This is a genomic window from Chloroflexus sp. MS-CIW-1 (assembly GCF_030444705.1).
Lineage (GTDB): Bacteria > Chloroflexota > Chloroflexia > Chloroflexales > Chloroflexaceae > Chloroflexus.
Genome location: NZ_JAUBWR010000002.1, coordinates 151,167 through 176,698 on the forward strand (window position 1 = coordinate 151,167; position 25,532 = coordinate 176,698).

Annotated in this window: 26 protein-coding genes and 1 riboswitch; of the genes, 13 read left to right on the plus strand and 13 right to left on the minus strand. The window is 52.9% G+C overall.

The features are described 5' to 3' along the window. Position 1: 1 nt before the first annotated feature. The 7 genes from QTO31_RS13565 to QTO31_RS13595 all read right to left on the minus strand — a co-directional run bounded on the left by QTO31_RS13565 (position 2) and on the right by QTO31_RS13595 (position 4,757). Positions 2-403 carry an Hsp20/alpha crystallin family protein gene (locus QTO31_RS13565; RefSeq protein WP_031460411.1) on the minus strand — a complete coding sequence of 134 codons (402 nt, stop codon included), beginning with the start codon at positions 401-403 and terminating at the stop codon, positions 2-4. Between the two features lie 18 nt (positions 404-421). Then, a complete protein-coding gene (locus QTO31_RS13570; RefSeq protein ID WP_028459083.1) occupies positions 422-682 on the minus strand; it encodes a hypothetical protein in 261 nt (86 codons plus the stop codon). Positions 683-733: 51 nt separating this feature from the next. After that, positions 734-1,051 carry a chaperone modulator CbpM gene (locus QTO31_RS13575; RefSeq protein ID WP_028459082.1) on the minus strand — a complete coding sequence of 106 codons (318 nt, stop codon included), beginning with the start codon at positions 1,049-1,051 and terminating at the stop codon, positions 734-736. Between the two features lie 24 nt (positions 1,052-1,075). Beyond that, the gene (locus QTO31_RS13580) at positions 1,076-2,272 is read right to left on the minus strand and encodes a S1C family serine protease (protein ID WP_301429589.1); all 1,197 of its coding nucleotides are present in this window, start codon (positions 2,270-2,272) and stop codon (positions 1,076-1,078) included. A 29-nt stretch (positions 2,273-2,301) separates the two neighbouring features. Further along, positions 2,302-3,228, minus strand: coding sequence for a J domain-containing protein (locus tag QTO31_RS13585; protein WP_301429591.1), 927 nt, complete (start codon positions 3,226-3,228; stop codon positions 2,302-2,304). Positions 3,229-3,333: 105 nt separating this feature from the next. Next, positions 3,334-4,515, minus strand: a complete 1,182-nt coding sequence (locus tag QTO31_RS13590; protein ID WP_301429592.1) for a VLRF1 family aeRF1-type release factor — start codon at positions 4,513-4,515, stop codon at positions 3,334-3,336. A gap of 20 nt (positions 4,516-4,535) precedes the next feature. Then, positions 4,536-4,757, minus strand: coding sequence for a DUF2905 domain-containing protein (locus tag QTO31_RS13595; RefSeq protein WP_031460415.1), 222 nt, complete (start codon positions 4,755-4,757; stop codon positions 4,536-4,538). Positions 4,758-5,068: 311 nt separating this feature from the next. Here QTO31_RS13595 and QTO31_RS13600 point away from each other — a divergent pair, with 311 nt between their 5' ends. The 5 genes from QTO31_RS13600 (at position 5,069) to QTO31_RS13620 (ending at position 11,442) form a co-directional block, all read left to right on the plus strand. Beyond that, complete coding sequence (locus tag QTO31_RS13600; RefSeq protein WP_031459621.1) at positions 5,069-6,001, plus strand: prohibitin family protein; 933 nt, start codon at positions 5,069-5,071, stop codon at positions 5,999-6,001. Positions 6,002-6,687: 686 nt separating this feature from the next. Then, positions 6,688-6,831, plus strand: a riboswitch (cobalamin riboswitch). Positions 6,832-7,095: 264 nt separating this feature from the next. Beyond that, positions 7,096-8,385: an ABC transporter substrate-binding protein gene (locus tag QTO31_RS13605; RefSeq protein ID WP_031459622.1), complete on the plus strand. Its 1,290-nt coding sequence runs from the start codon at positions 7,096-7,098 to the stop codon at positions 8,383-8,385. 417 nt (positions 8,386-8,802) lie between these two features. Continuing rightward, on the plus strand, positions 8,803-9,825 hold the full coding sequence (locus QTO31_RS13610; RefSeq protein ID WP_411278402.1) for an iron chelate uptake ABC transporter family permease subunit: 1,023 nt from the start codon (positions 8,803-8,805) through the stop codon (positions 9,823-9,825). Beyond that, a complete protein-coding gene (locus QTO31_RS13615) occupies positions 9,822-10,853 on the plus strand; it encodes an ABC transporter ATP-binding protein (protein WP_031459624.1) in 1,032 nt (343 codons plus the stop codon). The genes QTO31_RS13610 and QTO31_RS13615 overlap by 4 nt, the downstream gene beginning before the upstream one ends. A gap of 16 nt (positions 10,854-10,869) precedes the next feature. Further along, positions 10,870-11,442, plus strand: coding sequence for a hypothetical protein (locus QTO31_RS13620; protein ID WP_031459625.1), 573 nt, complete (start codon positions 10,870-10,872; stop codon positions 11,440-11,442). 245 nt (positions 11,443-11,687) lie between these two features. Here QTO31_RS13620 and QTO31_RS13625 read toward each other — a convergent pair whose 3' ends face one another. From QTO31_RS13625 to QTO31_RS13645, 5 genes are all read right to left on the minus strand, one after another. Next, a complete protein-coding gene (locus QTO31_RS13625) occupies positions 11,688-12,095 on the minus strand; it encodes a hypothetical protein (RefSeq protein WP_031459626.1) in 408 nt (135 codons plus the stop codon). A 230-nt stretch (positions 12,096-12,325) separates the two neighbouring features. Continuing rightward, positions 12,326-13,429 (minus strand): ABC transporter ATP-binding protein, encoded by a 1,104-nt coding sequence (locus tag QTO31_RS13630; protein WP_051871123.1) that lies wholly within the window; start codon positions 13,427-13,429, stop codon positions 12,326-12,328. A gap of 25 nt (positions 13,430-13,454) precedes the next feature. Beyond that, complete coding sequence (locus QTO31_RS13635) at positions 13,455-15,128, minus strand: ABC transporter permease (RefSeq protein WP_301429596.1); 1,674 nt, start codon at positions 15,126-15,128, stop codon at positions 13,455-13,457. A 107-nt stretch (positions 15,129-15,235) separates the two neighbouring features. Next, positions 15,236-16,234: a Fe(3+) ABC transporter substrate-binding protein gene (locus tag QTO31_RS13640; RefSeq protein ID WP_301429597.1), complete on the minus strand. Its 999-nt coding sequence runs from the start codon at positions 16,232-16,234 to the stop codon at positions 15,236-15,238. 328 nt (positions 16,235-16,562) lie between these two features. Further along, positions 16,563-17,375 (minus strand): YwiC-like family protein, encoded by an 813-nt coding sequence (locus QTO31_RS13645; protein ID WP_301429599.1) that lies wholly within the window; start codon positions 17,373-17,375, stop codon positions 16,563-16,565. A 1,147-nt stretch (positions 17,376-18,522) separates the two neighbouring features. On the opposite strand from QTO31_RS13645, the gene lysS reads away from it, so the two are divergent. The 8 genes from lysS to argC all read left to right on the plus strand — a co-directional run bounded on the left by lysS (position 18,523) and on the right by argC (position 24,959). After that, entirely contained in the window at positions 18,523-19,650 is a 1,128-nt protein-coding gene (gene lysS / locus QTO31_RS13650) for a homocitrate synthase (protein ID WP_301429601.1), read from the plus strand. Between the two features lie 21 nt (positions 19,651-19,671). After that, positions 19,672-20,922, plus strand: coding sequence for a 3-isopropylmalate dehydratase large subunit (locus QTO31_RS13655; protein WP_301429602.1), 1,251 nt, complete (start codon positions 19,672-19,674; stop codon positions 20,920-20,922). Positions 20,923-20,939: 17 nt separating this feature from the next. Then, entirely contained in the window at positions 20,940-21,443 is a 504-nt protein-coding gene (locus QTO31_RS13660) for a homoaconitate hydratase (protein WP_031459633.1), read from the plus strand. After that, positions 21,440-22,438, plus strand: coding sequence for an isocitrate/isopropylmalate dehydrogenase family protein (locus tag QTO31_RS13665; RefSeq protein WP_301429604.1), 999 nt, complete (start codon positions 21,440-21,442; stop codon positions 22,436-22,438). The genes QTO31_RS13660 and QTO31_RS13665 overlap by 4 nt, the downstream gene beginning before the upstream one ends. A 14-nt stretch (positions 22,439-22,452) precedes the next feature. Then, the gene (lysW, locus tag QTO31_RS13670; protein ID WP_301429605.1) at positions 22,453-22,620 is read left to right on the plus strand and encodes a lysine biosynthesis protein LysW; all 168 of its coding nucleotides are present in this window, start codon (positions 22,453-22,455) and stop codon (positions 22,618-22,620) included. 30 nt (positions 22,621-22,650) lie between these two features. Continuing rightward, positions 22,651-22,818: a lysine biosynthesis protein LysW gene (gene lysW / locus QTO31_RS13675; protein WP_301429606.1), complete on the plus strand. Its 168-nt coding sequence runs from the start codon at positions 22,651-22,653 to the stop codon at positions 22,816-22,818. 62 nt (positions 22,819-22,880) lie between these two features. Then, positions 22,881-23,729, plus strand: coding sequence for a lysine biosynthesis protein LysX (gene lysX / locus QTO31_RS13680; protein ID WP_301429607.1), 849 nt, complete (start codon positions 22,881-22,883; stop codon positions 23,727-23,729). Positions 23,730-23,924: 195 nt separating this feature from the next. After that, positions 23,925-24,959, plus strand: coding sequence for an N-acetyl-gamma-glutamyl-phosphate reductase (gene argC / locus QTO31_RS13685; protein ID WP_301429608.1), 1,035 nt, complete (start codon positions 23,925-23,927; stop codon positions 24,957-24,959). 96 nt (positions 24,960-25,055) lie between these two features. Here the strand turns inward: argC and QTO31_RS13690 are convergent, their stop codons facing one another. Beyond that, positions 25,056-25,322, minus strand: a complete 267-nt coding sequence (locus tag QTO31_RS13690) for a hypothetical protein (RefSeq protein ID WP_031459638.1) — start codon at positions 25,320-25,322, stop codon at positions 25,056-25,058. Positions 25,323-25,532: the final 210 nt, after the last annotated feature.

Genomic DNA, 25,532 nt, shown 5'->3' on the forward strand with positions numbered 1-25,532 from the left:
ATTATTCTCCCTCCAGCACTGGAATAACGACCTGGCGCAGGGTATGTCTGGCAAAGGGCAACCGAATCTCGAGCAGACCGTGAAAGGAACGAGCACTGCTCTGTTCGGGATCAACGGCATGCTCGAATGGTATCTCAAACTGAAACATCCCGGCAGCAATCTCCATTCGGTGCAATCGCCGTAGGCCGGGCGGCAGCGTGAGCTGGCGTACCCCGGCGATTCGCACCCGTTCGGGATAGGCTTCAATCTGCACCGTGGTCGGATCAACACCGGCAAGCTCGATAACCAGGATGATCTCGCGATCAGTCTCGAAGATATTGAGCGGCGGCGACCATGGTCGTATGTCGAACTGAGCATACGGTAGTCGGGTACGTAAAATACGAATATACGATGAGTCGCTCATTGGTTACATCCTTTTCTGCTACGCCTCGATGATAAACGAGCGCTTGAAGAGCTCGTACCGACGTTTAACCTGTCGCACCCGCCAGCCCAGCACCAGTAATACGCTACCAATAGCGATGAAAAAGGCCGCAGCCAGCAGCGCTAAAAGTTCAGGCCAGATGATCACTGCAATCCCCAGAGCGATTAAGGCTAAGCCCTGCGAGAGGTAGAACCACCAGAGCGCCGATAGTTCGGCGGTGAGATAATCGAATGGTCGAAAATCGATAGAATAGACCGGCATAATACACCTCCTAACGGTATATGTTCACGTCAGCCTGTCCAACCCGATCACTTATTCGTACCAATCAGCATCAACCCAGTTCATATCGGGTTGCAGAGCACGTCGGTAAGCCAGTTCCGCACGGAGACGGGCAATTTCGCGTTGCATTGCCAGCATACGGCGACGCATATGCAAAATGACATCAACGGCATCCGACGGTACCCCTAAATCATCGATCAAACGGCGGATCAAACGCAATTCGGCAAACTCTGCCGCCGGCAACTCAGGGATTGGATGAATATACCCGAGATCAACGAGATGCTGCAAAACCGGTACCGGCAAACCCACTGTCAGCGCCAGGTCTTCTAAACTCCTCCGTCGCACCAGCATAGGCGGCGTCTCCTTTATCATTTATCATTGCAACTCAGCCAACGTGACCGGCAACACCTGCTCGCGACCATCACGCAACACCTTGACCTGCACCGTCTCGCCAACTTGGGTTTGCGTTTCGAGATAGACGATTAAATCCTGGCTGGTCGTTATTGGCTGATTGTTAATAGCGACAATGACGTCACCCCCAAGTGGCAGACTGACATTGCCTACCCGAGCCAGACGGTCAGGTCCGCGTAATCCAGCCCGTGCTGCCGGTCCATTCGCAACCAATTCAGCGATCAACAAACCCTGGTCAGGTAATTGCACACCGGCCCGTCTGAACAAGGCAGCCCGCTGAGGCGTCAACTCAATCACCCGCACCCCTAACGATGGATGTGGATAACGACCGTCTCGGATCAAGACCGGCACAACTCGTTGGACAGTACGTGCTGAGATGGCAAATCCAATACCAGCATTAGCGCCACTCGGACTCAGAATAGCCGAATTGACACCTATCACCTGTCCGGTGAGATTGAGCAACGGGCCGCCTGAATTACCAGGATTGATCGCGACATCAGATTGAATAACTTCGCCGATGAAGCGTTGGTTAGGGCTTTCAATGACTCGCCCCAATGCACTGACAATACCGAAGGTAAGAGTGCGTTCCAAACCAAACGGATTGCCGATTGCCAACACAAATTGACCTACGTACACTTGGGTAGAATCACCGATTGGCAAGGGACGGATCGACCCGGCGGGCAGATCAACTTTGATCACCGCCAGATCGTTTGATGGATCACTGCCAACAATCTGGGCGGGAACAGTCTGCCCATCGGCCAGGGTAACCTGTAGTTCATCGGCATCGGCAATCACGTGATAGTTCGTCACAATATGGCCTTGAGTATCGTAGAAAAAACCTGAACCGCTACCCTGACGTGGGATCGGATTGAAGAAGAAATCATAACTGACCGAGCGACTAGTGATATTCACCACGCTCGATCCGGCTTCACGATACACGTCTGCAATTCGAGCCTCAAGGTCGGTCACGGACAGCGGGATCACCGTTGGCCCAACAGTTGGCGCTATCTGCATCGCCGGCGTCGGCGATGGTGAAACTGCAACAGCCGTCGGACGATTGCCAACCAATGCAGCCCAAACAAACGCACCGGCAATCACAGCCAGGAGCGCCAGTTCGAGTAACAGCATGATCCACCGTCCGCGTCCCGATTGACGTTCCATAGAAACCTCTTGTTTAGTGATACAACGTTCTAACGCCTACGACGACGTACCAGATCACGGAGTGTTGCTAGCTCGTCCTCGCTTAGCGGTTCAGGCAAGACCAATTTCACCCGCACAAAGAGATCACCCCGCTCTGACGGATTGTCGAGACGTGGCATGCCCTTACCGCGCAGCCGGAACACCCGGTCAGCCTGGGTTAACGGTGGTATCTTGAGCGTCACGGTCCCATCAATCGTCGGTACCCGCACTTCACCACCCACCGCAGCAGTGAAGGCGTCAACTTCAACTACTGATCGCAGATCATCACCATCACGTTCAAACTGCGGATGCGGCGCCACTTCAACGATCAGGTAGAGATCACCATCAGGTCCACCACCGATACCAGGCGCGCCCTGACCACTCAGACGCACACGGGTACCGGTTTGCACCCCACGCGGAATGCGCGCCTCGATCCGCCGGTTACCGACCTGAAGGGAGCGAGTTGTCCCCGAAAAAGCCTCTTCCAGGGTGATAGTGACCGGAACTTCGAGATCGCGTCCACGCGCACTTCGGCTCGTCCGCCGAAATTGTGGTTGACCGAAAATCGAACTGAAGAAGTCGGAGAAGGGACTGTCGGCGCCAAACAAGTCTTCGAGATCTTCTGGCGACACATTGTAGGTATAGACTTGTTGACCAGGCGCCGCCTGCCACTGGCTCCAGTTGAAATCACCGCGGCCACCGCTGCGCTGCCAGCGCTGATAGTACGACCGCAGCTCGTCGTACTTTCGCCGCCGCTCAGGATCACTCAGCGCCTGATAGGCCTCATTTATTTCTTTAAAGCGCTCCTCAGCCTTTTTGTCACCCGGATTGACATCAGGATGGTACTGCCGCGCCAGCTTGCGATAGGCTTGTTTAATCGCTTGTTCATCAGCATCCGGGCTAAGGCCTAAGATTGCGTAGTAATCCTTGAATTCCATAGTTTCCCACACACGTGATGTTGTAAGATAGCGATGTTACCCGTGTGAGGCACGGATGACCTCTTGACGACCGGTATAACGTCTTACCGGCACATACTGGTACACTTACCAGCGGAAGATTCCGGCCAGACCGTTAAAATCGCGCATCAGCCGCTCTTGAGCAGCACCGGTCACAAACTCTAACCGGGTAGCAAAGGCGGCACAGGCATCGACCAACACATCACGAAGGGCAACCGGTTGCGGATCGCTATCAGGGGCCAGTAAAACGGCCTGTTCACGACTGGCAGCCAATAGCCCTTCAGGGGTCATCCAGACCTGTGCGTCTAGATACCAGGGTGCAATCAGCAGACTCAAGCGACCCTCCTGCAACGCATTCAGAGTTGGATCAACTCCCCACACACCCGGTTGGCGCACAACCTGTTCGAGCAGAGATTGCTCGTGGGTCTGTTCAACCTGTTCTAATACCGGCATGACTTTGGCGAGCACATGAGCCGGTGCTGCATCGGGATGCGGCAGATCGGCAACATGCGCCACAATCATCTGTCGAACAGAACGGGGCAACAGATCGGCAAACTGTTTGGTTGCCTCTTCACGACCAAGTAATACCAGGCGGCGCACCCGCAGATGATCAAGTGCACGTTCAGTTAACTCGGCTAGACGTTGCAGGTAGCGTACCGCAATGTTCTCCATTCGTCGGGCAAATCGGTCGCGATTCCCCATTGCCTGGGCACGCAATGCCTCCCGCAGCCGTCGTGGATCGAACTGTGTTAATTGCTGCCAGAGATCGGACTCAACACTGCGGAACACATCAGTGTGCTCAACGATCTCGCCGAGGAAGACTTCAAAGAAGCGCCAGCCTTCGCCACGCAACCAGACAACGGCAGTGTGCTCGTACTGATCGAGAGCATAGATCAGCGGCGAAATATACGGCTCGCCCCAGCGCGCCTCAACCCGTCCGTTCCGCACATCAACCAAAGGTAAATTGATATGGAGCGGTAACCTCGTTACCGCAACGGTGGTGCTCTTGCGTTCGGCAGCAGGCGCTGCGGCAAACAGCGCCAGCGTGCGCGCCTCCGGCGCAATTTCAGCCTCAAGCGCTGTCAGCACCGCCTGTTCAATCTCTGCCGGTGCTGCGAGTGCCTTTACTGCGTTACGTGCACGCAAAACCCACGCTCGCCGTTCGTTTTCGGGCCTGGTTGGATCAACCTCAACGTACAGCGACAGCACTGGTGGCTGCAATTCACTTAACTCTGCGCGGAGCTGTTGCACTGCTTCCCGATCGATCATACACACTTCCTTTCTGACAATCATCGCCACCAGCGGGCAATCACGTTGGCGATGATCGTCAATATCAGACTCACGACTAACATGGTGCCAAGCGGAATGAAAATCGTCAGGTTGTCGCGTTCGATCAGAATATCACCAGGCAGGCGACCCAACCATGGCAAACGTCCGGCAGCCATCATGACTAGCCCGATCACAACCAGCAGGATACCAACGCCAATTAACCAGCGGCCAATTTCCGTCATACGTACACCTCGATACGGGCACTGAAACAGCCCTTTTCTATCTGCTTGCTATTATGATGGCACGGTATTAGCTGCTGATCAACAGCTTGCTAACAATGTATTAGAATGTCTTTGTAGCAATGACTATGTTTCCCCATCGTCATGATACTCGATCTGAGCAGCGCCGCACCGGATACACCTGAAGAAACCCATTGCAACATGTGGAATTCATCCCCGATGATAGAGCAGCTTTATGAGGTATACTGCATGTAGGAACTTATTTCCTTATCTGTACAGGGTGAGACACTTGTTGAAATAGAAAGTGCAGAACGATGAACCAAAGACGTCAATCTTTTCCTACGCCGACCATGAGCGGATGGTCAATGTCAGCAATATTCTCCATCATTATCCTGGGGATGGTCGCAGTCTTTATTGTGATCAATTCGGTAACGACCATTGAAGCCGGTACCAGAGGTGTACTGAAGACATTCGGCGAAATTACCGGTGTGCTCAACGAAGGGCTTCACTTTCGCCCACCGTTTATTACCTCCGTCACCATCGTGGAAGTACGCACCCAGCGCTATGAGTCCAATTCAAGCGCAGCTTCACGTGACCTGCAAACCGTAACCACCCAGGTGGTCATCAACTACCGGCCTGACGCCAGCCAGGTTGATCGACTGGTACGCGAGATCGGTGTAGACTACGAACGCCGCGTGGTTGATCCCGCCATTCAGGAGGCGCTCAAAGCAGCAACAGCACGCTTTACGGCTGAAGAACTGATCACCCGTCGTCCTGAAGTGTCAGATTTGATCCTAAACATTTTGAGTGAACGCCTAACACCCCGTGGGGTCATCGTTGAAAGTGTCTCGATCACCGACTTCAATTTCAGTCCTGAGTTTGCCCGTGCTATCGAAGCGAAGCAGGTTGCCGAGCAAGACGCACTACGGGCCGCACGCGAGCTTGAACGGGCGCGGATCGAGGCCCAACAGCAAGTCGCTCGTGCTGAAGCTGAGGCAAAGGCTCGCCTCGAAATTGCTCGCGCTGAAGCCGAATCGCTCCGCCTGCTCGGTGAAGTCGTTTCTCCGCAATTGCTCCAATTGCGCTTTATCGAACGCTGGGATGGTGTCTTGCCGCGCTTGGTAAGTGGCGATAATGGCCTGTTGACCATGCTGAGCATTCCAAGCGACGGTATGCTAGGTGATACACCGGCGGCAACCAGACCACGCGATGGTGAGCCGGTGACCGGAACTGCAGGTGGTGAGTAGAGTTGAAGACCGTTTCGTTGGAATGGGTAAATACGGCTGCACTTTGTCATCGATCTGGTGCAATCCCACCTTGAGATGGAGAGGTACGGTATCTCGTGCCTCTCCCTAGTAGTGACACTGCGTGCGGTACATCGTTGTTGAGACGACGGATTCTGCAACACAGAGACACGGAAAATACAGAGATGAATGAAACACCAATGATGAGCCGTCATCGCTCACTGTCACGATTTCCAAATGAGAACGTCTCACACGTGTGCAGAATGACTTACCCCGATAATGGCCATCGGTTCTGAAAAACACGCTGACCAGGGCCTTTCAAGGTCTTCATCTTTTGGTATCACGAGAGCCACTTCGCTGTAACCGAATGGGGAGACATGCACGATGCATGTCATCCATGCGCGAGACGATCCCCGACTCGCGCGATTGCCCTTGGAGCGCGGGCCTCCGGCCTGCATCCTCCGGCGTGAAGCTGAAATCCGTCGTTTATCCCATCAACAAGCCATCAGGAGCGGGTTCCAATCCCACCTCACCCTCCCCCTTCCGCTCCCACAAAGGGAGCGGAAGGGGGTTGGGGAGAAGGTGAGGGGTGTTAGGCGCACGTCGCCGCACAACGTTGAAAACCCCTACACGCTGACAGGGAACAGTTGCAAAATCGTGTCAGTTGTGCTAGTATATGGGCAATATTGACAAGCTTATATCGTCGCGGTGACCCGTAGGCCCGGATGCCAGGGCGTAAAGGTGGAAGCTGGTGCAAGTCCAGCGCTGTGCCGCAACTGTAACCGGTTCTAATACCGGAAGCCAGGATGCCTGCCGCGATGCGATGATGTTCGGCCCTTCTCGAGCTAAGGAGGAGAACATGCCTGCCGTAGTTTACCCCACTGAACGGGCAGTGTTTATATCCCCAGCTCTCGGAAGAGACTGGGGATGTTTTGTTGATGGTTATCATCAACAGCACCATCTGCCCACTACGCCAATTTCCGACAAACAATAGTGACTATTCGTTGAGCAGATCGCTCGTTCCCAGTACCCGATAGCATTTTCTGCTAGCGGCGAAGGATCTCTTGCATTATTTTTTGCATTTTTGGAGGAAAACTATGTATCGTTTAGCACATTACATGCTTTCGTTTTTCTTCGTCATCTTCTTTATTGGGTGTGGAAATCAGACTGCGACCAGACCTGTGCCAACCGCTGTTCCAACAACGGCATTAGGAGCTATAGGTACACCAATCCCGACTGCTGTACCTACGGCTACTCCAGACATGCTCACACCACCGCTTACCAACCTTACCGATGAGTGTGTTACTGAGTTCGATCCGGAAGTCGATTACTTCCCAGAGAAAGTTACTCTGGAAGAGGCAACTGGTTGGAAGATTGAGTATTTCAACCATTACAAGATCATCACTGTGCTCAATCCGTGGCGCGACGCTGATGTTCAATTCCGGTATGTCCTGCTTCAGTGCGGCACTCCGCCACCTGATCTAAAAGATAATACGCTACTGATCGAAATTCCGGTACAGCGTGTGGTGGCAATGTCAACCACACAACTGCCCCATCTCGACGAACTTGGCCTGCTTGATAGGTTAGTCGGTGTCGATAGCTTCCTGTACATCAACAACGAGACCGTGCGTCAGAAGATCGCTGCCGGAGAGCTGGTGGAAATCGGGAGTGGAGGCCAGGTGAATGTTGAACAAGCTCTCGATCTCAATCCCGATCTGATCATGACGTATGGGGTTGGTAATCCTGAGTTCGACGCCCATCCTAAGTTACTCGAGGCTGGTCTAAAGGTTGTCTTGAACAGCGAATACATGGAAAGCACACCGCTCGGTCGCGCTGAATGGATTAAATTCACCGCAGCATTCTTCAACCAGGAAATGGCAGCCAATAAAGCCTACGCCGCTATCGCTAACCGCTATCGCGAGATAGCCGCTAAAGCCCGCGAAGTAGCCAACAAACCTACTGTCTTTGCTAATGCTCCGTTTCGGGGAACATGGTATATGCCCGGTGGTAAAAGCTATGTGGCCCAACTTCTAGCCGATGCCGGTGCAACCTACCTCTGGGCTGACGATACATCGAGCGGAAGTCAACCACTGAGCTTTGAAGAGGTTTTTGAACGCGCCCAGAATGCCGATTTCTGGCTGAACCCTGGTAGTGCGAAGAGTTTGAGCGAATTGCAGCAAATAGACGAACGCTTTTCGCAGTTTACCGCCTTTCAGAAAGGCAACGTCTTCAACAACAACAAGCGATTGAACGAGAACGGCGGCAATGATTATTGGGAAACCGGTGTTACTAACCCTCATCTCATTCTGGCCGACTTGATCAAGATATTGCACCCAGAATTACTACCTGATCACGAACTCTTCTTTTACCAACAGCTTGCACCATAGAGGACGGTATGACTAAACCCCATATGAACCCATATTCTCGCCATATCTTTATCTGTACTGGACACTATTGCGATCCAGACGGCAAAGCAGCACAATTGTACTCACAATTAGCCCACCTGCTTGGGCCGTTAGGGGATTACCAGAATCCGAACAGAGTCAAGCGGGGCACGACGCCGTGTCTTGGTGTCTGCTCCGCCGGTCCTATTGTCGTGGTATACCCTGAAGGCATCTGGTACCACCACGTTGACCAAGTAGTAATTAGACGAATTATTCATGAACATCTGATACATAATAGCCCTGTGGAAGAATATATTTTTCATCGGTTAAAACGATAACTTCAATCAGTACGAAAATTGTATGGGGAAAATATTCGCTACCACAAACAAATCATCTGTACATTTACACCAACACCTACAGATGGTTATCCTCATCGTCATGTCTGGTATTACTCTAGTGAGTTTCTTATTAAGCCTCAGTGCAGGATCAGTACCCATTCCATTGGAACAGGTTCTAACAATCCTCTTCCACAAGGAAGCTGAACGAGCGACGTGGGTAACGATCATATACGACTTTCGCATACCTAAAGCACTCACCGCGGCGCTAGCCGGAGCCGCACTCGGCGTGAGCGGCCTACAAATGCAAACCCTCTTCCGCAACCCGCTAGCCGATCCATTTATTCTTGGCATCAGTTCAGGGGCCAGCCTTGGGGTTGCCATCGTTGTGTTAAGCGTTGGTACTGCCAACACAAGTTTGTTGGCTGTTACCGGACTGTTGAGTAATATTAGCCTGGTAGTCGCCGCCAGTTTCGGTGCCGGTATCGTGATGATTCTTGTTATCTTTATAGCTCAACAAGTGCGGAGCAGCATTACTCTTCTTATCTTAGGGCTTATGATCAGTTATGTTACCAGTGCTGTGGTAAGTCTGCTGTTGTACTTTAGTATTGCCGAGCGCATTCATGCATACATTGCCTGGAGCTTTGGCAATTTCGGTGGTGTAACCTGGAGTCAACTGTGGGTTCTAGGGCCAACCATCGGTATTGGGTTGTTCTTGGCTTTCCTTCTGACCAAAGCTCTTAATGCGTTACTGCTCGGTGAGACATACGCACGCAGTATGGGTATGAACATCCAAATGACTAGAAGTGGGATTGTCCTGAGCAGTGCCGTACTTGCTGGAGCAGTAACCGCCTTTTGTGGTCCAATAGCTTTTCTTGGGGTTGCGGTGCCTCACCTCTGTCGAGCACTGCTGCGAACGTCAGATCATAATGTGCTGATCCCGGCATGTATATGGGTTGGAGCAACGACAGCCCTTGTCGGCGATCTGATAGCTCAAGCACCAGGGTTTAGTATTGTCCTCCCCTTAAATGCCATTACATCGCTCGTTGGGGCGCCTATTGTCATCTGGGTTATCCTCCAGCGGTATCGGGGAACCTTTAGCTTATGAACGAACCAGTTTTAACCACTGAGAACTTGCGCATTGGTTACTCTGGCAGAGGCGGGGTACGGCGTATCATTGCCGATCACCTCAATTTAACGCTTCGTAGCGGTGAAGTTGTTTGCTTAATGGGACCAAACGGCGTCGGTAAATCAACCCTCCTACGAACCCTGATCGGTATGCAACCGCCATTAGCCGGACGAGTGTTCCTTGATAAGACTGATCTGGCGACGCTCAAACCGCGTGAGATTGCTCGCCGGATTAGTGTTGTTCTCACCGAACGCATTGAGGTTGGTCAGCTTTCGGTGTACAACCTAGTTGCCCTTGGGCGCTATCCATACACGAATTGGTTTGGGCGATTAACACCTCACGATGAAGCAATCGTGCAAACGGCAATTGCAGCGACTCAGGCAGAACACCTCGCTAGACGCTATATCCACGAATTGAGTGACGGTGAACGGCAACGAGTCATGGTAGCACGTGCCCTGGCTCAAGAGCCGCAGGTTATGGTGCTCGATGAACCAACCGCTTTCCTCGATCTGTCACACCGGGTAGCGATGATGCAACTCCTACGCAGACTGGCCCACGACACGCAACGAGCCGTCATTCTTTCAACCCACGATCTTGATCTCGCTTTACGTAGTGCCGATATAGTATGGTTGATGACAACTGATGGTACGGTATATTCCGGTGCACCAGAAGATCTTGTGTTGAGCGGAGCATTTGAAAAGGCTTTCGCCAATTGCGAGATTACCTTTGATCGCTATCACGGCCAATTTCGCTTTCACTATTCTTCAGTGCATCGGGCAACACTTCTTGGTGAAGGTCTTATTCGCAAATGGACATCTCATGCGCTTGAACGAATCGGATATCTGACTAGTTCAACAGATAATCCGACAGCGCTACGTATTACCATTAGTGGCACTGAACAACAACCTTGCTGGCATATCCAGGCGAAAGGACATCCCGAACGATGTGTGTATTCACTTCACGATCTCGTGACACTGGTACGCGAAATGTCGCCGAGTGGCAACTGACAGGAGGTTATTTTTTATGACAACACCATCCTCTTATATCGTTGAAGAACCAGGGAATGGGACACTCGAAATCTTTCCACTCGAACCAGAAGAGTCAGTACTTACCACGCTGATGACCGAACTGTTTCGTGATCATTGGGACAAGATATATTTTGGTCCACTTATTCAGGGTTCAGTATTCGAGATCAAAGTTACTCAGCCACCACAGCGAATTGGTATGCTCGATGGGTACCTGACCGTTGATTTCGGAGTCTGGCACTTTCATCTGTGCATCGGTGAGCATAAAGGCAGCAAGCAGAAACCTGTCGATCCGGAACTTGCCCGCCATCGGCGAACAGGACGAGCTGAATTTTACCGTCGGCTAAACCCTGATGGAACGGTAGGCAGTTGGGGATTACGGCTATTCAATGGTAAGGGTGAGAACCAGATTTATATCTTCTTCCCCAATCCATTTCTCACCGACGACATGAAGTTCCGCAAGGAGCCTGACTGGTCACGACTGGCATTGTGGGATGATTTACGTCAGCGATATTTAGGACTACCACCCGATCCAAAAGACCGCAGTGGGAAGACGATGTACCATGACTAAGCGCAGGGTTAAGAGCACCTGAAAGACGTTCCTTTTCGCCGTCATTGCGCATCTCTGGCTTTCGTGCCGATGTAAGCAAAGTGGAATCTTGCTGAGCTGTTGCCTGACTATACGCCTTGGCGTGTACTGCCCACAGCCTTAGGTGGCGATCATCTTTACCCAACCTTCTTCGCCCACAAAGTGGAAGAGCAGGAAAAACACCACATAGACATCCTCATCATCTCTTCATTCCGCCAACGAAGACCTCAATTCCGCCATTCAGGACGTGGCAGAACACAAGTCACCGGACGACTCGATTCTAGGGTATGACTCAGCGGCGTTAACGGTTCAGGGCCAAAAAGTTTCAAACGGGCTGCAGCGTGCCAGAGAAGAGCAGCCAGATCGTACAGATCACTTTGGCTCAAATGCACACCTATCTCGCGGTACCAGAGCTGCAATGAGCCATCAAGCCGCCGGACAATGCAAAATGGTTCGCTCCGCGCCTCTTCGAAGTCTGGCTTCCAACACTGAATCAGCGCGAGCAGAGGGAGCAGCTCGGCTGGATGCAGAAAGAGCGCCGCCCGTGCCCAATAGAGATGGATTGTTCCATGCTCGCACTGAGCGATGATGCGGTTGGCGCTATCGCGAGCCAGGATAGTCAACTTATGACACATCGTCTTCTCCTTCCAATTGTCTAGCTTAAACAGAGATTAGGCCGACAGCATTACTTGTTGGTTGAATCGCTATATCTTGCCGCAATCATAGTTCACACTCCGGTAAGCATTCCCGCTTTTGCAAAAATCCCGTACCATCCGACCAATACACTACACTGCGGTCGGCTGCGCAATAGAGAAATGAAGATAAGTTTTATGACTTGCGAAAAGATTTAAATTGCTGCTTTCGGTCAATAAACAAAATGATGATCAGCTATTCTCGAACCTTTAGCGGACATGGATCGGTTGTTCGGAAAACAAACCAGATCGTGACCTGGCCGTAACTCAACCCGTACTCGCGTACCAGGTGCATAGACAGACGTATGCGGCATCAGGCTGTAGACAGTATGGCCTGACGGTAAAGCGATCTGATACATACAGTGCATCCCTTGAAAACCAGCACGAACGATATACGCCGTACCTTCCTCGTCTGGATACACCGACAGATCATCGGGACGAACCAGGATATTCACTTCAGAACCCGGAGCAAGCGAGAGACGTTGCGATAAAAAGCCAAGCTCGGTTTCCAATCCAGCAGACGTTACGTGACCCGAAATAAATGCCGTATAGCCGAAAAACTCGGCAACGAAGTAGGTCGCAGGCTGGTGAAAAACTTGCTCAGGTGTACCTACCTGCTCGATCTGACCCTGGTTCATAACAGCCACTCGGTCGCCCAGCAGGAGAGCCTCTTCCTGATCGTGGGTAACGAAGAAGGTCGTAATGTTGATGCCTTTCAGCAGACGCTGGATATGTTCGCGCATTGTTGTGCGTAACCCAGCATCCAGGTTTGAAAAAGGCTCATCGAGCAGCAGGATATCGGGTCGCGGTGCCAGCGCACGGGCCAAAGCCACCCGCTGTCGTTCACCACCAGACAACTCATGAGGGTAGCGGTCTGCCAGATGAGCAAGTTGTACCATATCAAGCATTTCGTACACACGCTGTCTGACATCTGCTTTAGACCAGCGGTGAAGGCCAAAAGCTACATTTTTGGCAATCGTCATGTGTGGGAAGAGTGCATAATCCTGGAATACCAGTCCCACGCGACGTTTTTCTGGTGGCACGAAGACGCCGTTCCCACTTACAATCCGGTTCTGTATCGTAATGCTTCCTTCGTCTTGCACGTCTAAACCCGCAACCAGACGAAGCAGCGTCGTCTTGCCACAACCACTCGGCCCGACAATGACAAGGAATTCACCCTGTGACACCTCTAAAGAGATGTCGTTCACCGCTACAATGCTGCCATACCGGCGGGTGACATGGTGTAATTGAAGTCCGGGTTCGGTGCTACGAAGCATCGGAATATCTCCTCTAGCCAAATCTCTAGTGTGCCCTGAAGCGCAGGGTTGCCGACCGAATAAGAATTCCCACCACCAGCAAGTCTGTAACAACAATCGTTAACGCCGGTAAAGCCGCTTCGCCCCACAAAGACTCAGCGACATTCTGCCATATCCAGAGAGCCAGTGTATCGTATCCAAAAGGCCGCAGCAGCAGGGTGATGGGAAGTTCCTTCATTACATCAACAAAGACGAGTACCGCACCGGTCAACATACCTGTCCGGATAAGGGGCAGATGAATGCGAAACAATACGCGCACCGGACTAGCGCCCAACGTGCGTGCCGCTGCTTCAATACTGGGTGAGACTTTCTCTAGACTGGCCTCGACGCTAGAATAAGCGACGGCCATAAAGCGAACGACATACGCATAGATGAGACCGGTTATCGAGCCTGTAAAAATTAATCCTGGGAGAACTCCCCACCATTGATACGTAAGATCGTTCAACGTGTGGTCTAGCCAGGCCAGGGGGATAAGAACGCCCAACCCGATTACTGCACCAGGAATAGCATAACCAAGCATTGCACCACGTGCAGCTAGGCGGGTGATTGGAGAGCGGCTCAGGTGGACACCGTATGCCAACAACACTGCCACTAACACAGAGATAGCGGCGCCGGTTCCAGCCAACATGAGCGTAGCGCGTGCATGCCGCCAGTAAACGGCCAGCAAACCTTCGGGCATTCGCTGCTGCAACTCGTAAACGCTCCACAGTATTAACTGCGAAATAGGGAGCAAGAATGCAGTTGCCAACACGAAGAAGCATAGCAGCGTTGCCATCAGAGCACGCCAACCTGTTAACGGAACTTTCACAAGACCGTGGCCGCGTGAACCCTCTTGAACATATCGGGCACGCCCACGAGTCAGGCGTTCGAGAAGCAATGCTGCGAAGGCGAATAACAGCAGTACTGCGGCTGATTGCAGTGCCGCATCCCGATCCATCATGCCGTGCCAGATCCGAAAAATACCATCACTCAAGGTAGGGAAATTCAGAAAGCGCACTGTTCCCACATCGGTCAGCGCTTCCATTAACACCAGTGAAAGCCCGGCAACCAACGATGGTCTTGCCATCGGAAGGACAACCCGGAAAAAGGCTTGCAGACGGGTGGCGCCAAGTGTACGAGCAACCTCAAACGTTCCCAATGCATGTTCATGAAATGCCGCACGAGTGAGCAAGTAAACGTATGGATAGAGAGTCAGGCTCATCACAAATACGGCACCGCCGCCCGATCGAATAGATGGAAACCACACACTACTGCCGAACCAGTCACGCAGCGCTTTTTGCACTGGGCCAGTATAGTCGAATGTCGCCATGAAAACAAACGCCAGCACATACGAAGGCACCGCCATTGGCAACATTAATGCCCAGTCAAACAATCGTTGACCGGGAAAGCGGTACGCAGTTACCAACCAGGCAAGACCGGTTCCCAACAGCACTGTACCAGTCCCCACCCCAACGAGGAGGATCACGGTGTTGGTCAGAAATTCTGCCAGCCGCGTCGCCCAGAGATGTTGCCATACATCAGGCGCCGGTAACAGAAGCATCCGCAGGATGATCGCGATAGGCAAAAGTGCCAGACCGGCAATCAATAACGCGATGATACTCCAACGATCTAGCGAAGGGAAAGACCAACTTGTTGCCAGCTGTTTTTGTCTGATCAGCATAATAAAGATACACCTACGACCGTAATATACCTGAGAATCAACGGGAGAGCCGGTGTACCGTCACTCCCGTTGATTCGCGAGGAAACGTCTACCGGATATTGACCAACTTACTGATAACCAGCCTCATTCATAAGTTTGACTGCATCAGCCTGCAAACTTCCGATCTCACTTATCTGAACAGTGTCACGCTTGAACTCACCCCAGCTCTTGATAAGTTCGTGCGGTGTCACAGCAGGGTTAGCCGGATACTCGAAATTACTATCAGCAAACAGCCGCTGACCGCGCTCGGTGCTTAACCACTCGAGCAAACGAATCGCATTCTCTGGATGACGAGCATACGTTGTTACCCCAGCGCCGCTTGCATTCACATGCACGCCCCGATCATCCTGATTAGCCCAAAGGAGCTTCACCGGGAAGTTAGCGTCCTTATCGAGGAGACGGGCGAGATAATAATGGTTGACCACACCAACATCACACCCTCCTGCCGCAATTGCCTCGAGAATTTTCGTGTCGCTGTCAATGTATTCTTTGCTATTCTTCGCCCAACCTGACACAATTTCCTTCGCCTTATCGTAGCCATGGTGGACGATCAGGCTGGCCACGAGCGACTGGGTATACGACTTGGTAGAAGGACGCCAGCAGATGCGACCTGCCCATTTTGAATCGGCTAGCGATTCGTAGGTAGAGATTTCTGCCGGATTGACTCGATCGGGATGGTAGGCGATAGTTCGTATTCGCAAGGAGAGAGCATACCATTGGTTGCTTGGATCCTGCAAGTAATCAGGGATATTGCTCTCTAGCACGTCTGAATTAATCGGGCGTAAGAGACCCTCTTGCCCAGCCAACCAGAGATTTGCCGCATCAACAGTGAACAGCACATCAGCAGGGGTGAAACGTCCCTCGGCCTTCAAACGCTCACGTAGCTCTGCATCGCTACCAAACGTAAATCGGACTTCAATGCCTGTTTCCTTCGTAAATTCGGCAAATGCCGTTTCCATCTGACCATAATGACGGGCAGAGTATACGTAGACAATTGGCTCCTCCACCGGAACTTCAACCGTCTCGCGCACAACAACCGTTTCCCGAACTGGAACTTCTTGAGTCACAACAACAGTCTCGCGGACAGTCTGTGTTGCGCTCTGGTTTGTACAGGCTCCCAGAGAGAGCAAAAGAAGCATCACACCGATAAAGGTAAGTCCGACTGTTTTCCTTCGTATGGAGAGCATGTGTTTCCTCCCTACTTATAAGAACCTCATTGACGAGGTTAGCATACACTAATAAATCAAGTTTGTCAACTAAATACCTATAAAAATAAAACCGACATCCCCCAGTAACCGACGGTATCCTGTATTGGTTCCTTGTCAGCGTCTTGTGCTTTTAATCATCACTACAGAAGAGTCAGCGGAGGGGAAGCATCGCTACAACTGATTGTTATCACACGCCAAACCTGATCCCAGTCACCGTCACCAGGCTTACGACCAACTCTTGCACACCAACCAGTGGTGTTGGTGTGGCAAGACTATGCGGCAACAATCCTAACCAGCACCGTACTATCAAGAAAGCAAAAACGAGTGGAACTGGCCAGCTTACCCAACCCATTAGCAAAAATCCAATAACGACGACTAGCATCACACTATGGATCAGAAGAGCCGGTGTACGTTGAGCCGGTTGGTTGCGCGCCAATCGCAAACGAACGCGCACGTAAATGATTGCAGCAACCGTTTGCATTGCCAGCAGCAACCAGATGAAGAGTGCTGGCAATAGCGACCAGCCGGCAGCCATGACAATAGCTGACACTAAAGCACTCATTGCAACCGAACCGCACAATTCGGCAGCCAACTGACGGCTTTGTTTTCGCAGATCGTAATACAATAGACCGATGGCAAAAGGGATCGCTAGTACAATTGGTTGCCAGAAGGGAGCTATCGCTTGCCAGAAGGCCATCACACTCGCAACGAGGGCAATCACACTGTAGCCGAGCAAAAATCGCTCTGCCCATGCCGTTCTCAGGTAGCGCTTGCCCTGCCGATAGTCACTCACGACGAGCTTGAGCGGTTGACGAACAAGGAAGATACCCAGTGCGGCAAGACTCAACCAGAACCCGGCTGGTGATGGGGCTAACCACAATCCCAACAGTATCGGTGCACCTAACATCCCCCAGCCGCCGTGTTCAACCGGTAAAGCAACGAGCCGCAGACGTACCGATGCTGATGGCGCCGCAGTAGTATTGTTGTGAGGCATACGCATAAGATACCTGCGTCAATCGTGATCTATCGTGTGCCGCGTGAACATAGTAAGCGTATCCCACTTCGGTGTGTGCTAGCAGGTTTAGCGCCTATCCAGAATACCCTATCGCAGAAGAAGATCGGGTTGGGGCACAGCGGCGCTGTGCCCGTGCATGTATCAGGTTTCATCCGCCGTACTGTGAGACGATTATTCAAGTTATGAGAAGAATGCTTCCGAACAATCAGGTTTAACATACGACTTGACGAAAACAGACCGTGACACGGTAAGGAACCAAAACATCAGATGGGCGATGTCGCCACTGCGAACCGGCTAACATTGTGCGCAAGTATATGCTAATATAAAAAATTTGTCAACATAAATCTTTCTAAATTCAAGAGTGTATTCATACCATTTCGTTATAAAAGACATCACCGCGGCGCTATGAACGTCTGTCTGAAAAACTATTTTCATCCCTACCCGGCTGTGTTGACACCAAGAGATGGCGAGTCGTGCCGATCATAGCCATCACCGCAGGGTACGAGCGGGTTCCGATTGCTACGCACCACGCAACCTGAGCTGGCTACGCACACGGCTGGGAAAACTGCAAGAATCGTTGTGAGGGTATGAAAGACACTCTATCAAAAACTGAGAGCGTGACCAGAAACTCGTGGTTTTGATCAGGCGCTCAGCAGGCTGGTGCCACCCTCACCTTCCCCCTAGCCCCTCTGTCTCTCACACGAGGCGAGGAAGGGGGGACGTGGGATGACTGATGTTGGCCCCTCTCACGCAATGGTTGCGCGGGCACGGTATGTTCCCAATTCCGGGTTTTTGCTCAGGCTCTGAGGACATTGAACAGCCATCTCTTCGACATACCACACTTGACACAACCCCCGACTCCTGGTATAGTCGTAGCGCTATGAGTGACGTAACCTTTTTCACCAAGCAGAGCAAGCGTGCAAAAAAGCCGGACGAAAGGTCTGGTTAGCTACGCTTGTCTGCTGTGCGTAAGAGACAAGACCCGGCTCACCAGACCAACGGTGCGCCGGGTCAATGGTTTGTATGGAGGGAACTATGAAACGGTACGTAACTGTCAGCCCAGTCGCTTACACGCCACGCTATTGCCGACCAGAACTCTTTGGCTCATGTCAAGTGAGAGAGGTGCTCCGCTATGTCACTGCCTGAGCGCTTATTTTTCGTTGATACGACTTTGCGCGAAGGCGAGCAATTCGCCAGCGCTCGTTTTACCTCAGCCCAACGCCTGGCTATCGCCGAAATGCTTGATGCCTTTGGCGTCGAGTATATTGAACTCACTTCCCCCGCTGCATCACCACAAAGTGCTCGCGATCTGGCAACGATTGCCCGGCATGGCTTCCGTGCTCGTATCCTCACCCACATCCGCTGTCACATGGCTGATGCCCGGCTTGCCGTTGAACACGGCGCTCAGGGTGCGAACCTGCTGTTTGCCACGTCTGAACCTTTACGCGCAGTCAGTCACGGTCGCAGCCTGAGCGAAATTCTGGCTGAAGCTGAACAAGTGATTACGTACCTCCGTGATCACGATGTTGAGGTGCGCTTTTCGTGTGAAGATAGCTTTCGCACCGACCTCGCTGACCTAATCCGTATTTACCGCGCAGTCGAAACAATGGGTGTACAACGTATTGGCCTTGCCGATACAGTAGGGATTGCCACTCCACGTCAGGTCTACGATGTCGTTCGTGCGGTGCGCGCTGAAGTGACATGCGACATCGAGTTTCACGGTCATAACGATAGCGGTTGCGCCATTGCTAATACCTTTACAGCGTATGAAGCCGGTGCTACGCATCTCGATGTCACCGTGCTCGGTATCGGTGAGCGTAACGGGATCGCCAGTTTGAGCGGCATGATTGCCCGGATCGCAAGCATCGATCCGGCCCGTGTCCAACGATACCGCCTCGATCTCCTGCCCAAAATCGACGAGACGGTAGCGACGATGCTCGGCATCGAGATTCCGTTTAACCAGTGCATTACCAGCCCCACTGCGTTCCACCATAAGGCCGGTATGCACACCAAAGCCGTGCTGGCCGATCCGCGTAGCTATGAAGTGCTCGATCCAAATCTATTTGGTCGCCAACGCACGATTGCGATTGCCCATCGGTTGGTGGGCTGGCATGCAGTAGCTGAACGTGCCCGCGAATTAGGGATTACGCTCAGTGAAGCACAGGCGCGTGCTGCTGCGGCCCGTATCAAGGCACTTGGTGATGAACACGACCTCGATGGCGCGATGATCGATGAGATTCTGTACAGCTACGCCGAGTAAACGTAAACGGAGGATACATATATGCCAACAATGAGTGAGCAGATTTTAAGCCGTGTCGCCGGAAGACCGGTACGTGCTGGCGATGTGGTGACGGCAAATGTCGATCTGGTGATGGTTCACGATAGTCTTGCCCCGGGGATCATTCGCATCTTGCACAATGAATTGGGAGCCGACCGGGTATGGGACGCTCAACGGGTAGCTGTTGTGATCGACCACGTTGCCCCGGCGGCCAGTGTCCAGACAGCCGAGAAGCAGCAAGAGGTGCGACGCTGGGTTCGTGCTCAGGGTATTCCGAACCTGTTTGATGTCGGTCGCGGCATTTCGCATCCAGTGTTAGTGGAAGAGGGCCTGGCTCAACCAGGGATGCTCATTTTGGGTAGTGACAGTCACAGTACTGCCTACGGTTGTATCGGCGCATTCGGTACTGGTATGGGCAGTACCGATATTGCCCTGGCGCTTGCGACCGGTAAGACCTGGCTACGAGTTCCTGAAACAATTGTAGTGCGCGCTCACGGAACGTTTGGCTTTGGAGTCGGTCCCAAAGACCTGGCGCTCCGCGCTGCCCGTATCTTACGCGCTGACGGAGCAACGTATGCTGCAATTGAGTGGCACGGTGTCGAGCATTTAAGTGTGATGGAGCGAATGACACTGGCGACCCTTTCGATTGAAATGGGGGCGAAAGCGGGCATTGTGCCACCTACTGGTTTAAATGTGACCGGCCCGCTTGTCCCGACAGTCGATGCTGACGCTCAGTATCAAGAGGTGGTCGACATCGATCTAAGCCGACTCGAGCCACAGGTTTCGGCGCCGCATTATGTTGACAATGTTGTCGATCTGAGCGATCTGGGGCAGGTAGCCGTTGATGTCGTCTATCTTGGCACCTGCACCAACGGTCACTATGAAGACATGGCTGTTGCTGCCCAGATTTTAGCCGGACGTCGGCTGGCCCCTGGAGTGCGGATGATTGTCGTCCCGGCCAGTGCCCAGGCATTACAACGTGCCGCGTCTGACGGCACCCTTGCCACGCTGCTGGCGGCAGGGGCAACCATCGGAACACCGGGATGCGGTGCGTGTATCGGTCGCCACATGGGTGTGCTAGCTCCCGGTGAGGTGTGTGTCTTTACAGGTAATCGCAACTTCCGGGGGCGAATGGGTAGCCCTGAAGCGCAGATTTATCTGGCATCACCGGCAGTGGCCGCTGCAACTGCGCTTACCGGTTATTTGACCGATCCACGCACGGTGATGGATAGGTCGCCGGCTGTCGCTCATTAAAGAAAGAGAGGTATCCAATGGCTCGTGTCTGGCTTTTTGGCTCCGATGTAAATACCGACCAGATTGTTCCCGGTCGCTATGCGCCGTATATGCTCAAAGACGAGAGTGAATTGCGTCGGTATCCGTTTATCGAACATCGCCCCGATTTTGCTCCCAATGTACGCCCTGGTGATATTATCGTCGCCGGAAAAAATTTCGGTTGCGGTAGCTCGCGCGAATACGCACCTTTGGCCCTCCGTATGGTCGGCATTGGCGCGATTATCGCCCCGCTCTTTGCGCGCATTTTCTTCCGCAACGCGCTGAATCTCGGCATTCCTTGTTTTACCGCCGATTTAACCGGCGAACTCGCCGATGGTGATGAGGTCGAACTCGATCTGGAGCAAGGTCACATCACAACGGCTGATGGGAGAGTGATCCATTTGCCGCCACCACCACTCTTTCTGCGTGAAGTCTGGGCGGCTGGCGGCATTGTCCCCTTCTACCGTCAGTATGGTCGCTTCCCCGGAGAGGTCGTGCAATGAACATCTGCGTCATTCCTGGTGATGGGATCGGCCCGGAAGTGATGGCCGTTGCAACAGATGCTCTTCGGCGGTTAGCCCCCGACCTGACGCTCGTTGAAGCCGAAGCCGGATGGGGTGTTTTTCAGCGCACCGGAACGGCACTCCCTGAGACCACGCTCGCGATAGCCCGTCAGGCAACGGCAATCCTCTTTGGCGCCGTCGCTTCACCTAGCTATCCGGTACCTGGTTACCGCAGTCCCATCGTCGAATTACGTCGCACCCTCGATCTCTACGCGAATATCCGACCTACCACTGGCCCAGGGGTTGATCTGGTCATCGTGCGCGAAAATACCGAAGACCTGTACAGTGGCCGGGAACGACTCGAAGACGACGGCAATACCGCTATCGCTGAACGAGTCATTACCCGCAATGCATCGGCCCGTATTGTTCGTACCGCCTGCGAACTGGCCCGCACACGCCAGACGACCGGTCATCCCGGCAAAGTGACTATCGTCCATAAAGCCAATGTGCTGCGAGTCAGTGATGGTCTGTTCCGCACCGTAGCGTTTGAGATCGCTGCCGACTACCCTGAACTGAGCTTTGAAGAACGACTGGTTGATGTGGCAGCGATGCAACTGGCAGCCCAACCACAACGCTTTGATGTCATCGTCACCACAAACCTGTTTGGCGATATTCTGTCGGATATTGCCTGCATTCACGGCGGTGGTTTGGGTGTTGCCGCCAGCAGCAACCTTGGTCAAGATCGGGCACTCTTTGAACCGGTACACGGTGCAGCACCCGACATTGCCGGACGCGGAATTGCCAATCCAACCGCAGCTCTCAACTGTGTGGTGATGTTGCTCGATTGGCTCAATCGGCCACAAGCTGCCGATCACCTGCAGCGAGCGATCGCTGCCGTGGCTACCGCAGGAATTTGTACCCCTGATGTTGGTGGTGAGGCTACCACCCGTGAAGTTGCTGATGCCATTCTTGAACAGTTGACGATCCAACCCTGAAAGGAGAACTTGCAATGCATGCCGAATGCCCTGAATGTGTCGCACTCATCACTCTGCCGGCCAACACCCTTGAGAGCGAGATCATTGCCTGCCCTGATTGTGGTGCTGAGCTAGAGGTTATCAGTCTCAGTCCACCGACCCTTGCCCTGGCGCCTGAGGTCGAAGAGGATTGGGGTGAGTAAGCACATAGAGAATTGAAAGGAGCAACCCCTATGCATGCCGAATGCCCGGAATGTGGCGCCCAGATTGCTCTACCCGATGGTACGCTCACCAACGAAATCATTGCCTGTCCTGATTGCGGCGCCGAACTGGAAGTTGTGAGTCTCGATCCACCGACCCTTGTCCTGGCGCCTGAGGTCGAAGAGGATTGGGGTGAGTAGAGCCAACAGATAGAGCGGAGCTGCAACTATCGGCTCCGCCCGTTTCAAGGGAGAAACCAACTATGCGCATTGCCGTCCTTTGTTCGCGCATTCGCGCCGAAGAAAAACTGCTCTTCCAGGAGCTTGAACGTCGTGGTCTCGATTATGTCAAAATTGATGACCGCGAGCAGGTTTTTGACCTGCACACAACCACCTATCCGTTTGACGTCATTCTCGAACGGTGTATCCAGCATAGTCGTGCACTCTATATGCTCAAAATCTTCAACGATGCTGGGATACCGACTGTTAATACCTACCACGTTGCCCTCACCTGTGGCGACAAATTTCTCACTACGCAGGCCCTTATTCACGCCGGTGTACCCACACCACGCTGTTTGCTAGCCTTTACGCCAGAAAGTGCGCTGGAAGCAATTGAACAGCTCGGATACCCGGTGGTGCTCAAACCGGTTATTGGCTCGTGGGGGCGAATGGTGAGTAAAATCAACGACCGGGATGCGGCTGAAGCAATCTTAGAGCACCGTGATGTCCTGGGAAACTATCAGCACTCTATCTTCTACATTCAACAGTACATCAACAAACCGGGGCGCGATATTCGTAGTTTCGTGATCGGCGACGAGTGCATTGCGGCAATCTACCGTACCAGCCCACACTGGATCACGAACACAGCGCGCGGTGGAGTTGCAACAAACTGCCCGGTAACCCCTGAGCTGGCCGATATTAGCGTGCGCGCCGCGCATGCCGTTGGAGGCGGTGTGCTCGCTATCGATATTCTGGAAACACCTGAAGGAGAATTACTGGTTAACGAAGTAAACTACACGATGGAGTTTCGGAATAGCATCGACACAACTGGCGTTGACATTCCGGCCCGTATTATCGACTATGTCCTTGATGTTGGGCGTGGTCGTAGGTAGATGAGCAATCGTTCTACAGCCACACTCAATGCCACCATACTGGTAGGGGCGGGTTTCCAGCCCGCCCAGACATCACAAGATGTATTTTGGAGAAAGGCTGTAAAATCTTGTCGGCACAGGCAGGGACGGGTGCTAAACGTATCCCCGCCAGCTAGCATATCTTAAACGTCTCTCTTTTTTCTTACGAGGCAAGCAATGACACTGCGCGTAAGCATTGTAGGCGCGAGCGGTTATGTAGGCGGTGAACTCCTGCGTCTCTTGCTCGATCATCCTCATGTCTCAATTCTCCAGGCCACGAGTGCCCGGAATGCAGGACGTTATCTGTATCAGGTACACCCAAACCTACGTGGGCGTACTAACCTTCAGTTTGTTCACCCCGATCAACTGCAACCGTGCGATCTGCTTTTCTTAGCCCTTCCCCACGGCGAAGCCGCCCAGTCAATAGAACGATACGCCAGCCTGGCTGAACGAATCATTGATTGTTCGGCAGACTTTCGCCTACGTGATCCGGCGGTCTACCAGCAATGGTACGGGAGTGCGCATCCGGCGCCAGAGTGGCTTGAGCGCTTTGTGTACGGCCTCCCAGAAGTAAACCGACAGGCCCTCACCGGTGCTCGCTATGCCAGTGGTGTTGGCTGTAACGCCACTGCCACCAACCTCGCCCTTTTACCGCTGGTTCAGGCCGATCTTATCGATCGGGATCGGCCCATCATTGCCGACGTCAAGGTCGGTTCATCGGAAGGCGGCGCAACCGTCAGTGAAGCTAGCCATCACCCAGAACGATCCGGCGCTGTGCGCTCCTTTGCACCAGTCGGTCATCGTCATCAGGCCGAAATCGAACAGGTAACCGGTTTGCGCAACGTGCATCTATCAATCACTGCCATTGAGCTGGTTCGTGGTGCGCTGGCGACCGTGCACGTCTTCGCCAGCCGCGATCTGAGCGAGAAGGATCTCTGGCAAGCCTACCGTGCCTTTGCGCGCGAACAACCGTTCATCCGCATCGTGAAAGAGCGACAAGGCATTTATCGCTACCCTGAACCAAAAATTGTGGCCGGGACCAATTATGCTGACATTGGCTTCGCCTACGAACCAGCGTCACGTCGGATCGTCAGCATCTGTGCAATTGATAACTTGATGAAGGGAGCGGCAGGGAGTGCCGTACAGTGCATGAACCTGATGTGTGGATTTGCCGAGACAACAGCTCTGACGTTTACCGGTTTACATCCGTAGGTCGAGCAGCAGCACCAGATCAGACCTGATTCATCACTCGACCGCAGACTGTTATGCTGATGTGGGGGTAGATGCCAGGTCTGCCCCCACTATGCTCTATTCGTGTTCGGTCAACTGCTGATCGGCAAGCTCAGCCTGCAACGATTGAATAGCAATCAGCAGATGGCGCTCGCGATCAGCCAGTGTAGCGGCCATTGCCCGAGCTGCCGAAAGTTGTGCAGCGCGGGCCAATGCAGTAGCCCCTGCCGGAACAGATTCGTTTTCCAGGCGTGTCACCGACTGCCGTGCCCGTTCCAGACTCGCACGGAGATTGTCCAGACGTGCCGTTAGAACTTCGATGCGCTGACGAAAGTAGGTTTGCATTGAATCTCTCCACACATTTTCGCCGGGCGCAACAAAAAGCGCCGCAGCAACAATGACCAGAGCGGCCCCGTCGCCGCGACTTCTGCGTCTAGTATAGCGTGTTTGCAAGATTTTTGCAAATAGTTTGCATCTTGATTGCACTGAAAGGTTTACAAAGGGAAATGGCACGGATCACCCATCATATCGGTGGTGTAACAGCGGCAGATACAG